The 12,173-nt window shown below is 67.0% G+C and carries 11 protein-coding genes; 10 read left to right on the top strand and 1 reads right to left on the bottom strand.

Going from position 1 to position 12,173, the window contains the following annotated elements:
- Positions 1–54: 54 nt before the first annotated feature.
- Complete coding sequence (locus DBV14_RS03875; RefSeq protein WP_124457890.1) at positions 55–2,934, bottom strand: valine--tRNA ligase; 2,880 nt, start codon at positions 2,932–2,934, stop codon at positions 55–57.
- 107 nt (positions 2,935–3,041) lie between these two features.
- Between DBV14_RS03875 and yaaA the strand changes: the two genes are divergently transcribed.
- From yaaA to DBV14_RS03825, 10 genes are all read left to right on the top strand, one after another.
- Positions 3,042–3,824 (top strand): peroxide stress protein YaaA, encoded by a 783-nt coding sequence (gene yaaA / locus DBV14_RS03870; protein WP_124457889.1) that lies wholly within the window; start codon positions 3,042–3,044, stop codon positions 3,822–3,824.
- Positions 3,824–4,666 carry a 2OG-Fe(II) oxygenase gene (locus DBV14_RS03865; RefSeq protein ID WP_124457888.1) on the top strand — a complete coding sequence of 281 codons (843 nt, stop codon included), beginning with the start codon at positions 3,824–3,826 and terminating at the stop codon, positions 4,664–4,666. The genes yaaA and DBV14_RS03865 overlap by 1 nt, the downstream gene beginning before the upstream one ends.
- A gap of 28 nt (positions 4,667–4,694) precedes the next feature.
- Positions 4,695–5,642 (top strand): alpha/beta fold hydrolase, encoded by a 948-nt coding sequence (locus DBV14_RS03860; RefSeq protein WP_124457887.1) that lies wholly within the window; start codon positions 4,695–4,697, stop codon positions 5,640–5,642.
- Positions 5,639–6,514 (top strand): NADPH-dependent 7-cyano-7-deazaguanine reductase QueF, encoded by an 876-nt coding sequence (gene queF, locus DBV14_RS03855; RefSeq protein WP_124457886.1) that lies wholly within the window; start codon positions 5,639–5,641, stop codon positions 6,512–6,514. The genes DBV14_RS03860 and queF overlap by 4 nt, the downstream gene beginning before the upstream one ends.
- A gap of 43 nt (positions 6,515–6,557) precedes the next feature.
- Positions 6,558–6,821, top strand: coding sequence for a hypothetical protein (locus DBV14_RS03850; protein WP_124457885.1), 264 nt, complete (start codon positions 6,558–6,560; stop codon positions 6,819–6,821).
- A gap of 130 nt (positions 6,822–6,951) precedes the next feature.
- Entirely contained in the window at positions 6,952–7,857 is a 906-nt protein-coding gene (locus tag DBV14_RS03845; protein WP_124457884.1) for an SDR family NAD(P)-dependent oxidoreductase, read from the top strand.
- Between the two features lie 94 nt (positions 7,858–7,951).
- A complete protein-coding gene (locus DBV14_RS03840; protein ID WP_124457883.1) occupies positions 7,952–8,842 on the top strand; it encodes a LysR family transcriptional regulator in 891 nt (296 codons plus the stop codon).
- Between the two features lie 13 nt (positions 8,843–8,855).
- On the top strand, positions 8,856–9,743 hold the full coding sequence (locus DBV14_RS03835; RefSeq protein WP_124457882.1) for a LysR family transcriptional regulator: 888 nt from the start codon (positions 8,856–8,858) through the stop codon (positions 9,741–9,743).
- A gap of 129 nt (positions 9,744–9,872) precedes the next feature.
- Positions 9,873–11,027 (top strand): mandelate racemase/muconate lactonizing enzyme family protein, encoded by a 1,155-nt coding sequence (locus DBV14_RS03830; protein ID WP_124457881.1) that lies wholly within the window; start codon positions 9,873–9,875, stop codon positions 11,025–11,027.
- 96 nt (positions 11,028–11,123) lie between these two features.
- Positions 11,124–12,143: a tripartite tricarboxylate transporter substrate binding protein gene (locus DBV14_RS03825; RefSeq protein WP_124457880.1), complete on the top strand. Its 1,020-nt coding sequence runs from the start codon at positions 11,124–11,126 to the stop codon at positions 12,141–12,143.
- The last annotated feature ends 30 nt before the right edge of the window (positions 12,144–12,173 follow it).

Raw genomic sequence — 12,173 nt, 5'->3', positions numbered from 1 at the left:
ACGGCAAGCAAGTGCCGAACCAACATCCTAAACGCCCAAAACTTCCCCCGTCTGTCAGCCGAGGCGCACAAGCTGGTCGCGCAGGCGCTCCAGCGTGGCGGTGAAATCGGCCAGGCGCTTGCGCTCCTGCTCGATCACTGCGGGCGGTGCCTTGGCCACGAAGGCTTCGTTGCCGAGCTTGGCGTGCACCTTGGCGATCTCGCCCTCGATGCGGGCAATTTCCTTGCCGATGCGGACCTTCTCGGCGGCCTTGTCGATCTCCATGTGCAGGCACAGGCGCGCCGCGCCCACCACCGCCACGGGCGCCGCTTCGGCCGCGGCCTGCCACGAGGCCTCGTCGTCGAAGACCTTCACTTCCTTCAGCTTGGCCAGTGCCTGCAGCACCGGTGCCGATTCGCGCAGGAAGGCCGCGCCTTCGGCATCGTCGGCCACGGCGTAGAGCGGCAGGCGCACCGCGGGCGACACGTTCATCTCGCCACGCAGCGTGCGGCATGCATCGACCAGCGCCTTCAGCCGCGCCACATGCGCTTCGGCCGCTTCATCGATCTTCTCGGGCTGGCTCTTCGGATAGGCCGCCACCATGATCGATTCGCCTTCACGCCCGGCCACCTTCGACACCTTCTGCCACAGCTCTTCCGTGATGAACGGAATCACCGGGTGCGCCAGGCGCAGCAGCGTCTCGAGCGTGCGGATCAGCGTGCGGCGCGTGGCGCGTTTCTGCGAATCGTCGCCGGTCTGGATCTGCACCTTGGCAATTTCCAGGTACCAGTCGCAGAACTCGTCCCAGGCGAACTGGTAGATCGCGTTGGCCACGTTGTCCAGGCGGTATTCCTCGAAGCCCTTGGCCACTTCGGCCTCCACGCGCTGCAACTGCGACACGATCCAGTAGTCGGCGCGGCTGAACTTCAGGTAGCCGTGGGCCGGACCGCCGACCTTGCAGTCTTCCTTCGTGTGCTCCAGCAGGCCGCAGTCCTGGCCTTCGCAGTTCATCAGCACGAAGCGCGTGGCGTTCCACAGCTTGTTGCAGAAGTTGCGATAGCCCTCGCAGCGCTTGGAGTCGAAGTTGATGCTGCGGCCCAGCGAGGCGAGCGACGCGAACGTGAAGCGCAGCGCATCGGCGCCGAAGGCCGGAATGCCGTCCGGAAACTCCTTCTGCGTGTTCTTGCGGACGGCGGGCGCCGTCTCGGGCTTGCGCAGGCCCTGCGTGCGCTTGTCCAGCAGCTGGGGCAGCTCGATGCCGTCGATCAAATCGACCGGGTCGAGCACGTTGCCTTCGGACTTGCTCATCTTCTTGCCCTGCGCGTCGCGCACCAGGCCGTGGATGTACACGTGCTTGAACGGCACCTTGCCGATGAAATGCTTGGTCATCATGATCATCCGGGCGACCCAGAAGAAGATGATGTCGTAGCCCGTCACCAGCACGGTCGAGGGCAGGTAAAGGTCGAGGTCTTGCGTCTTCTCGGGCCAGCCCAGCGAAGAGAAGGGCACCAGCGCCGACGAATACCAGGTGTCCAGCACGTCTTCGTCGCGGGTGAGCTTCTTGCCCGGCGCCTTGGCTTGCGCGTCGGCCTCGCTTTCGGCCACGTACACGTTGCCTTCCTCGTCGTACCAGGCGGGAATCTGGTGGCCCCACCACAGCTGGCGCGAAATGGTCCAGTCCTGGATGTTTTCCATCCAGTGGTTGTAGGTGTTGACCCAGTTCTCGGGCACGAAGCGCACTTCGCCCGACTTCACCACGTCGATGGCCTTCTGCGCGATCGACTGGCCATCGGCGCCGGGGCGCGTCATGGCCACGTACCACTGGTCGGTGAGCATCGGCTCGACGATGGCGCCCGAGCGCGCGCAGCGCGGCACCATCAGCTTGTGCTTCTTCACCTCGATCAGCAGGCCCAGCGCATCGAGGTCGGCCACGATGGCCTTGCGCGCCACGAAGCGGTCGAGGCCGCGGTATTTTTCGGGCGCGTTGTCGTTGATGGTCGCGTCCAGCGTCAGGATGCCGATGATGTCGAGCTTGTGGCGCTGGCCGACCGCGTAGTCGTTGTAGTCGTGGGCCGGCGTCACCTTGACGACGCCCGTGCCGAATTCCTTGTCGACGTAGTCGTCCGCGATGATCGGAATCAGCTTGTCCACCAGCGGCAGCTTCACGTGCTTGCCGATCAGGTGCTTGTAGCGCTCGTCTTCCGGGTGAACCATCACCGCCGTGTCGCCCAGCATGGTCTCGGGGCGCGTGGTGGCCACGGCCAGCGTGCCGCTGCCGTCTTCCAGCGGGTAGGCGATGTGCCAGAGCGAGCCGTCTTCTTCCTCGCTCTCGACCTCGAGGTCGCTCACCGAGGTCTTGAGCACCGGGTCCCAGTTGCCCAGGCGCTTGCCGCGGTAGATCAGGCCTTCTTCATACAGCTTCACGAAGGTCTGCGTCACCACGGCCGACAGGTCGTCGTCCATCGTGAAGTACTCGCGGCTCCAGTCCACCGTGTCGCCCATGCGGCGCATCTGCTCGGTGATGGTGTTGCCCGACTTTTCTTTCCACTCCCACACGCGCGCCACGAAGTTCTTGCGGCCCAGGTCGTGGCGGCTGACCTTCTGCTCCTGCAACTGGCGCTCCACCACGATCTGCGTCGCAATGCCGGCATGGTCGGTGCCCGGCACCCACAGCGTGTTGTCGCCCTTCATGCGGTGGTAGCGCGTCAGGCTGTCCATGATCGTCTGGTTGAACGCATGGCCCATGTGCAGCGTGCCCGTCACGTTCGGCGGCGGCAGCTGGATGGCGAACGAATCGGCGCCCTCCTTGGGTTGCTGCGTGCCGCGGAAACCGGCCTTGGCATAGCCGCGCTTTTCCCATTCCGGGCCCCAGTGCGCCTCGATGGCGGCGGGTTCGAACGATTTCGACAGGCTGTCGAGACCAGGTTGGGCGGAAGGGGTAGTGGGTTCGCTCATGGGGGAATGCAAAACGGCACCCTCGGGTGCCGTTGGTGACAGAGGTGGGATTGCCGGGGATTTTACCGGCGCGGCTTCGGGTCACGGCAGCCACTCATAATTCCGGGATGCTCTTCCTGCTTTCCCCTGCAAAGTCACTCGACTACGACACCCCGGTCCCCTCCGAAGTCCCTGCCACCCAACCCCATTTCGAAGCCCCGCGCGGCCCCTCGGCCGAGCTGATCAAGCTGCTGCGCGAGAAGTCGCCCCAGCAGATCTCCGAGCTCATGCACCTGTCGGACAAGCTCTCGGCCCTGAACGTGGCGCGCTACGAAGCCTGGTCGAGCAAGAGCACCGACAAGAACGCCCGCCAGGCCGCCTTTGCCTTCGACGGCGACGTCTACGGCGGCCTCGATGCCCGCACGCTCACCAAGGCACAGCTCGACTGGGCGCAAGACCACGTCTGCATCCTCAGCGGCCTGTACGGCATCTTGCGGCCGCTCGACCGCCTGCAGCCCTACCGGCTTGAAATGGGCACCGCGCTGGCCAACCGCCACGGCAAGGACCTGTACGCCTTCTGGGGCTCGCGCATTGCCGAGCACCTGAACGAGCGCCTGGCGGCCGACCGCACCCCGGTTGTCATCAACGTTGCCTCCCAGGAATACTTCAAGTCGGTCGACCAGAAGGTGCTCAAGGCCCGCGTGGTCGAATGCGTGTTCCAGGAGTGGAAGGGCGACAAGTACAAGATCGTGAGCTTCTTCGCCAAGCGCGCCCGCGGCCTGCTGGCCCGCTGGGCCGTGCTGCACAAGGCGGCCACGCCCAAGGCGCTGGAAAAGTTCGACCTCGAGGGTTATGGTTTCGACGCCAACGTGTCGACGGCCGAAAGGCTGGTGTTCAGGAGAAAAATCTGATGTCTCAACCGATCAGTCCGGAGTTGCGCGAATGGCTGGTTGCCCAGCTGGCGGCCGGTCATTCGGTGCCCGCGCTGCGCGTGTCGATGCGCGCGGCCGGCTGGCACGATTCGGCCACCGATGTGGCACTGGCTCAGCTCGAGGCCGGCTTCCCCGATGTCGAAGCGGTGCTGGCACCGGCCCGCACCGAAATGCCCGGCCCCGACCTCGATGGCGCGCCGCTCTACCTCGATGCCGGCGACCGCCGCGTGCAGGTGCTGCAGACGATGCGGCATCCGCGCGTCATCGTCTTCGGCAACCTGCTGTCGACCGAGGAATGCGAAGGACTGATCGCCGCGGCGCGGGTGCGGCTGGCGCGCTCGCTCACCGTGGAAACACGCACCGGCGGTGAGGTGCTCAACGTTGACCGCACCAGCGACGGCATGTTCTTCGAGCGCGGCGAGAACGAGATCGTCGCCCGCCTCGAGCAGCGCCTGGCCATGCTGCTGCGCTGGCCGCTGACGCACGGCGAAGGCCTGCAGATCTTGCGCTACGCACCGGGCGCGCAGTACCGCCCGCACTACGACTACTTCGACCCCCACGAGCCCGGCACGCCCACCATACTAAAGCGCGGCGGCCAGCGCGTGGCCACGCTCGTCATGTACCTGCAGGAGCCGGAGCAGGGCGGTGCCACCACCTTCCCCGACGTCGGCCTCGAAGTGGCGCCCGTGCGCGGCACCGGCGTGTTCTTCAGCTACGACCGACCCGACCCCGCCACCCGCACCCTGCATGGCGGCGCCCCGGTGCTGGCCGGCGAAAAGTGGGTCGCCACCAAATGGCTGCGCGAACGCGAATTCAAGTAGCCGCGGCAGCAGCAATCACAAGGACCCGATGAAAGTCAACGCCAACGGCCTGCAGATCGAAGTCGACGATACCGGAGGCAGCATTGGAGACGGGCGCCCCGTCATCCTGCTCATCATGGGCCTGGGCATGCAGCTGGTCGCATGGCCCACCCACTTCGTGCAGCAACTGGTCGATGCGGGCTTTCGCGTGGTGCGCCACGACAACCGCGACATCGGCCTGAGCCAGGGCTTCGACCATGCCGGCACCGGCAACATCGTCTGGGAGACCATCCGCCACCGGCTCGGCCTGAAAGTGCGCTCGGCCTACACCCTGCAGGACATGACGCGCGATTCGATCGGCGTGCTCGACGCGCTGGGCATCGCCAAGGCCCACATCGTCGGCGCCTCCATGGGCGGCATGATCGCGCAGCGCCTGGCCGCCACGGCACCCGAGCGCACCGCCAGCCTCGTGAGCATCATGAGCTCCAGCGGCGCGCGCGGCCTGCCTGGCCCGCGCCGCGAGGTGGCCGCCATGCTCATGCGCCGGCCGCTGGGCAAGGGCGAGGCCGAACTGGTGGCGCACAGCATCCGGCTGCTGCGGCTCATCCAGAGCCCGGCCTACCCGCAGACCGACGCAGAACTTGCCGAGCGCCTCACCTTCAGCATGCGCCGCGCCTACCACCCGGCCGGCCTGATGCGGCAGATGCTCGCCATCGGCGCCGACGACGAGCGCCCGCGGGTGCTGCCGCGCATCCAGGCGCCGACGCTGGTGCTGCACGGCGAAGCCGACGCCCTCGTGCCCATCGCCTGCGGCAAGGATTCGGCCGAGCGCATTCCGGGCTCGACCTTCGTCTCCATTCCCGGCATGGGCCACGACCTGCCGCCCGAGGTCTGCACCATCCTCGCCAACCACATCGCCCCGTTCGCGCACGCCGCCGACGCGGCCGGTGCGGCCGACGCGGCCCGTGCCGCGAACATCAAGGACAACACGCCATGAGCCACGACAACCACCCGGACAATCCCAACACCCCCGAGCATTCGCAACTGGGCCGCGCCTCGGCCTACGCCGACAGGTACGACCCCTCGCTGCTGTTCCCCATCGCCCGCGCCACGCAGCGCGAAGCCATGGGCATCAAGGCCGATGCCTTGCCCTTCTTCGGCGCCGACCTCTGGACCGCCTTCGAGGTGAGCTGGCTCAATGCGCGCGGCAAGCCGCAACTGGCCATCGCGCACTTCACCATTCCCTGCGAAACGCCGAACATCATCGAGAGCAAGTCGTTCAAGCTCTACCTCAACAGCTTCAACAACAGCACCTTCGCAAGCATCGACGCCGTGCGCGAACACCTGCGCACCGACCTTGCCGAAGCTGCCTGGCGCGGCAGCGACCAGTCGGCCGGCATCGGTGTGAAGCTGCTCACGCCCGACCTGTTCGACCGCGAGCCGGTGCACGAAATCGATGGCCTCGACCTCGACCGGCTCGACATCGAATGCACCCACTACCAGCCGGCCCCCGAGCTGTTGGCCAGCGACACCACGCAGGTGCACGTGAACGAAACCCTGACGAGCCGCCTGCTCAAGAGCAACTGCCTCGTCACCGGCCAGCCCGACTGGGGCAGCGTGCAGATCCGCTACAGCGGCCCGCCCATCGACCAGGCCGGCCTGCTCGCGTACATCGTGAGCTTTCGCAACCACAACGAGTTTCACGAGCCCTGCGCCGAGCGCATGTTCACGGACATCTGGAGCCGTTGCAAGCCGACCAAGCTGGCGGTGTACGCGCGCTATACGCGGCGCGGCGGGCTCGACATCAATCCGTTCCGCACCAGCTGGCCGCAGGCGCTGCCGGCGAACATCCGTACGGCGCGGCAGTAGGCTAGTGGTCGAGAGTGCAATGCTGCTTCCGGGACAAGTCGTTGTGAAAGAAGGCACCTACCTTTATGACGGTGAGATCGAATGCGACATCCGGATCGTTCGATCGCAGATTCGGTGGGGGACGGGAGACGATGGGGACGAGCCGCGCGTTCGATGTGACGTCGAGAAAGATACGTTCTACGTCCAATATGGCTCGACGAGCGAACGCGGCATTTTCAACGCTGAAAGCGATGGCTTTGAATCCTTGGAAGAGGCGCTGACGCAGGTCGCAAGGACAACCATCGGGCCGACGATTTGTTGGGCATAGCGGCAGAACGGAGCCTGCACGCCTTACCCGAAGCCCCTCTTCGTAATTCCGAAACCCGCAGCCCGCCCCCTGTGGCATTCTGGAATCGACCCCGCGAACCCGCGGTCGAACATCCGGAGCAGAGGCAAAAATGGTTGAAGGAAAAGTGGTCGTCGTCACCGGCGCGGGCGGCGGCATCGGGCGCGACATCGCGCTGGCCATGGCGAAGAACGGCGCGAAGGTGGTGGTCAACGACATCGGCGCCGCACTCGACGGCGAGGGCGGCAGCGCCGGCCCGGCGCAGCAGGTGGTCGATGAAATCCGCGCCGCGGGCGGCCAGGCCGTGCCCAGCACCGACAGCGTGGCCGATGCCGCCAGCGCGGCGCGCATCGTTGAATGCGCCGTCGAGAGCTTCGGCCGCATCGACGCGGTGATCAACAACGCGGGCATCCTGCGCGACCGCTTCTTTCACAAGATGTCGGTCGACGAATGGGACGCGGTGCTCAAGGTGCACCTGTACGGCGCCTATTACGTGAGCCGCGCGGCGGCCACGCATTTCAAGGAACAGAACTCCGGCGCGATGGTGCACATGACCTCGACCTCGGGGCTCATCGGCAACTTCGGCCAGGCCAACTACGCGGCGGCCAAGCTGGGCATCGTGGCGCTGTCGAAGTCGATCGCGCTCGACATGCTCAAGTTCAACGTGCGCTCCAACTGCATCGCACCCTTTGCCTGGAGCCGCATGATCGGCGCCATTCCCACCGACACCGACGAGCAGCGCGCCCGCGTCGACAAGATCAAGCAGATGACGCCCGCCAAGGTGGCGCCGCTCGCGGTGTACCTGGCGAGCGACGCGGCGAGCGCGGTCAACGGGCAGATCTTCTCGGTGCGCAACAACGAAATTTCGCTCATCAGCCAGCCGCGACCGGTGCGCTCCGTGCACCGCTCCGAGGGCTGGACGCCGCAGAGCATTGCCGAGCACGCCATGCCCGCGATGCGCGCCAGCTTCTATCCGCTGGACCGTTCGGCCGACGTGTTCAGCTGGGACCCGGTCTGAGGTCAAACCCGCAGAAGGGCACACGGGGAGGCGCGCACGGCGGCATTCGCCGGACAATGCGCGTTCCTCTTTTCCTTCTTGTTGCGGCTGCCCGGTGAACCTGCATTTCGACCTGTTCGACCTGAAATTGTTCGTCTACGTGGCGGACGCGCGCAGCCTCACGCGCGGCGCCGAAAAAGCCTGCATCTCGCTGGCCGCGGCTTCGACCCGCATCAAGCAGATGGAAGAGGCCGTGGGCGGCAAGCTGCTGCACCGCAGTGCGCAGGGCGTCACGCTCACCGCCGCCGGCCAGGCCGTGCTGTACCACGCCAAGCGTGTGATGCAGCAGATGGAGCACTTGCGCTGCGACATGCAGGACTTCGGCAAGGGCATCAAGGGCCATGTTCGGGTGTTCGCCAACACCACCTCCATCACCGAGTACCTGCCGCAGAAGCTGGCGGGTTTTCTTACGCAGCATCCGGCCGTGCAGGTGGACCTGCGCGAATACCTGAGCGAAGAAATCGTGCGCGCGGTGGCCGACGGCGAAGCCGACATCGGCATCCTGGCCGGCGACGTGCACACCGGCGACTTCGACGCGCGCGCCTTCGGCAGCAACCACCTCGTGCTGGTGGTGCCCGCTGCGCACCACCTGGCGGGCGCGCCCTCGGTGGCCTTTGCCGACACGCTCGACGAGCAGCACGTGGGCCTGCACCACGGCAGCGCCATCCATCGCTTCCTGCAGCGCCGCGCGGAGCTGGCGGGCCGGGGCTTCAACCCGCGCATCCAGGTGAGCAGCTTCGAAGCCATCTGCCTGATGATCGAAGCGGGCGTGGGCGTCGGCGTGCTGCCGGCTTCGTCGGCGCAGCGGCTGTCGATGGCGATGCGCATTGCCACGGTTCCGTTGAGCGATGCATGGGCCGAGCGCGAGCTGAAGCTCATCGCGCGCGACCGCGAGCAACTGCCGGCCTCGGCGCGCGAGCTGTTCGACCATCTCGTTGCACGCTGAAGGCCCACGCCGCATGTCAGCCGACCTGAAATCGCTGCGCCTCTTCGTGGCCGTGGCCGACCACGGCAGCATCAGCGAGGGCGCCAAGCGCTGCCACATCGCGCTGGCCGCGGCCAGCAAGCGCATCTCCGACCTCGAAGCCCGCGCGCGGCTGCCGCTGCTGGTGCGCCATGCGCGCGGCGTCACGCTCACGTCGGCGGGGCACGGCCTGCTGCTGCATGCGCGCTCGGTGCTGTCGGCCATGGACCGGCTGGGCGCCGAGCTCGACGACTTCCAGAACGGCGTGGCCGGCGTGGTCAGCATCACGGCCAATGCATCGACCATCGCGCAGTTCCTGCCGGCGCAGATCGGCTCCTTCCTGCGGCTGCATCCGGTGCTGAAGATTGACCTGCAGGAGCGCGCCAGCACCGAGGTGGTGAAGACGGTGCAGGCCGGCCTGGCCGACATCGGCGTGATCGAGGGCAATACGCCCGCCGACAACCTCGAGTGCCTGCCGTACCGCACCGACGAGCTGGCCGTGATCGTCGCGCGCGACCATCCGTTGGCCCGGCGCAAGCGCATCGGCGTGGAAGAGGTGCTGCGCCACGACCATATCGTGGTGCGCGAAGGCACCGCGCTGCACCGCGTGCTGCTGAGCGCGGCGCTCGAGGCGCAGGTGCCGCTGAAGGTGCGCATGCAGGTCGGCAGCTTCGACATGGTGTGCCGCATGGTCGAGCAGAACGTCGGCATTGGCGTGCTGCCCTATGCCGCCGTGCTGTCGCAGCTGCAGATATTGCGGCTGCGCTGCCTGAAGCTCGATGCGCCCTGGGCGGTGCGCCGGCACCTGCTGTGCGTGCGGCGCCAGCAAGACCTGACGGTGGCCGCGCGCTCGGTGCTGGAGCACCTCGGCCGGCCCGACTGAGCCCCGAGCCTTCGCGCGGCGCGAAGCCTCGCGCCCGCCAAAAACGAATTGTTCTCCCGGGGCCGGCGCGCAAAGATCGCCTTTGCTATTTGCAATTTGCAAGACAGCCACAAAGCAAAGGAGACATTCTTGAAGATCGTCCGCGTCAGCGCCACGCCGCTGAACATTCCCGTCACCATCGACGTCGTGGGGCTGAACAAGCAGACCTCGCTCTCCCTGTGCCTGACCGAGATCGAGACCGACACCGGCCTCGTCGGCCACGGCATGACCGCCATCACCGAGGAAGAAATCATTGCCGCCGCCGTGCGCGAGGTGGCCGGCCCCGCGCTGATCGGCGAAGACCCGATGGCCACCGAGCGCCTGTGGGACAAGCTCTACTGGCTGCTCTCGCCGCGCGGCCAGACCGGCTACGCGAGCCACGCCATCGCCGCGCTCGACATCGCGCTGTGGGACATCAAGGCCAAGGCGCTCGGCCAGCCGCTGTGGCGCCTGCTCGGCGGCGCGCGCGCCAAGGTGCCGGTGTACGCCACCTTCGGCTTCGGCTTCTTCGAGCGCGACCAGCTCGCCGCCGCCGCGAAGCTGTGGGTGTCGCAGGGCTTCCAGCGTTTGAAGATGACGGTCGGCAACCATGCGCTGGCGCGCCGCGACGAGCCACGCCCGCTCGACGAAGTCATCGCCGAAGACGTGCGCCGCGTGACCGCCGTGCGCGAAGCCGTCGGCCCCGACGTCAAGCTGTACGTCGATGCCAACTGCGGCCTCGACCTGTTCCACGCCACCGAGCTTGCGCAGCGCATCGAGCCCTACGGCATCAGCTTCTTCGAGGAGCCGCTCACGCAGAACGACGTGCGCCAGATGGCCCAGCTGCGCGCGCGCACCCGCATCCCGCTGGCCTGCGGGCAGAACGAGGGCCTGGCCTTCCGCTTTCGCGACCTGCTGGTGAACCAGGCGGCCGACGTGCTGCAGCCCAACGTGACCATCTCCGGCGGCTACTCGCAGTGCCTGAAGATCGCCGGCATGGCCGCCGCCTTCAACGTGCCCATCGACAACGGCGGCGCCTGGCCCTTCCACAACATGCACCTGCACGCGGGCGTGTCGAACGGTGGGCTGGTCGAGTACCACTACGTCGCGGTGCAGATGCTCAAGCAGATCTTCGACGGCCTGCCCGTGCCCGAGCAGGGCTGGCTCACGCTGCCCGAGACGCCGGGGCTCGGCTTTGCGCCCAACGCGGAGCGCGTGCGCGAGCTGGCGAAACTGCCGACATCGCACGGCAAGGGCAAGGCCTGAGCAGGACGAACGAGCGAACGAACGAGCCAGACTTCCGCCGACGACCAGGCCGCGCAGACGGCCGGCGACGACCCCAGAACAACGGAGACAAGAAAGATGAAAGCCAGCAGACAAGTGAATCGCCCGCCGCCACGCCGGCAACACGCATTGCGGGCCGCGGTGGCCGTGTTGGGCCTGATCGGCGTGCTCGCCGTGCCCACGGCATGGGCGCAGCAGAAGTACCCCGACAAGCCCATCCGCCTCGTGGTGGGCTACTCGGCCGGCGGCGGCGTCGATGCCGTTGCGCGCCTGCTGGGCACGCGCCTGTCGACCGTGCTGGGCCAGCAGGTGCTGGTCGAAAACCGGACCGGCGCCACCGGACTCATCGCCGCCGACCTGGTGGCAAAGGCCCCGCCCGACGGCTACACGCTGATGATGGGCGACAGCGCCCTGCTGATCGCCAAGCTGCTGCAGCCGAAGATCGCCATCGACCCGCTGACGAGCTTCAAGCCGGTGGCGGGCGCGTTCGTCTCGCCGCTGATGATCGTCACCGGCAACGACTTCCCCGCGAAGACGCCAGCCGAGCTGGTGAAGGAGCTCAAGGCGCATCCGGCGCGCTATTCGTTCGCGACCTCGGGCGTGGGCACGGTGCAGCACCTGGGCTTCGAGATGCTGAAGCAGTCCACAGGAAGTTTCGTGGTGCACGTGCCATACCGCGGCGCCGCGCAGATCGTGCCGGACGTGATCGGCGGCCAGGTGCCGATCGGCGTGGTGAGCGCGACGGCAGCAATGGCGCAGGCCAAGGCGGGCAAGCTGCGCGCGCTGGCGTTGATGAACACGGCAAAGCTCGAAGGCGCGGAGAGCGTGGCGCCGTTGGCCGACGCGTTGCCGGGCTTCGACGTGGCGCCGCGCATCTTCGTGCTCGCGCCGGCGGGGACGTCGAACGAGATTGTCGAAAAGCTTTCGGCGGCGGTGAAGACCGTGCTCGAAACGCCCGAAGCAGGAACGGCCGCGGCCGCGCAGGGGACCTTGCGCGCCTACTCGACGCCGGCCCAGCTCGGCAAGGACATGGCCGAGGAAACCACGCGATGGAAACGCATCATCACTGAGCAGCGGATCGTGGCGGAAGGCAGCTGAGGCTGCTGTCTTGGGTCATTCAGGGCGACG

The organism is Variovorax sp. KBW07, from assembly GCF_003852515.1.
In the GTDB taxonomy this organism is placed as follows: Bacteria; Pseudomonadota; Gammaproteobacteria; order Burkholderiales; family Burkholderiaceae_C; genus Variovorax.
This window is presented reverse-complemented; position numbering and strand designations above follow the sequence as displayed.

What these genes read in the sequence shown, in the direction of transcription:
- DBV14_RS03865 (WP_124457888.1), top strand. Translation starts at nt 3,824, where the DNA reads ATGTCTCAACCGATCAGTCCGGAGTTGCGCGAATGGCTGGTTGCCCAG.
- queF (WP_124457886.1), top strand. Translation starts at nt 5,639, where the DNA reads ATGAGCCACGACAACCACCCGGACAATCCCAACACCCCCGAGCATTCG.
- DBV14_RS03875 (WP_124457890.1), bottom strand. Translation starts at nt 2,934, where the DNA reads ATGAGCGAACCCACTACCCCTTCCGCCCAACCTGGTCTCGACAGCCTG.
- DBV14_RS03825 (WP_124457880.1), top strand. Translation starts at nt 11,124, where the DNA reads ATGAAAGCCAGCAGACAAGTGAATCGCCCGCCGCCACGCCGGCAACAC.
- yaaA (WP_124457889.1), top strand. Translation starts at nt 3,042, where the DNA reads ATGCTCTTCCTGCTTTCCCCTGCAAAGTCACTCGACTACGACACCCCG.
- DBV14_RS03860 (WP_124457887.1), top strand. Translation starts at nt 4,695, where the DNA reads ATGAAAGTCAACGCCAACGGCCTGCAGATCGAAGTCGACGATACCGGA.
- DBV14_RS03835 (WP_124457882.1), top strand. Translation starts at nt 8,856, where the DNA reads ATGTCAGCCGACCTGAAATCGCTGCGCCTCTTCGTGGCCGTGGCCGAC.
- DBV14_RS03845 (WP_124457884.1), top strand. Translation starts at nt 6,952, where the DNA reads ATGGTTGAAGGAAAAGTGGTCGTCGTCACCGGCGCGGGCGGCGGCATC.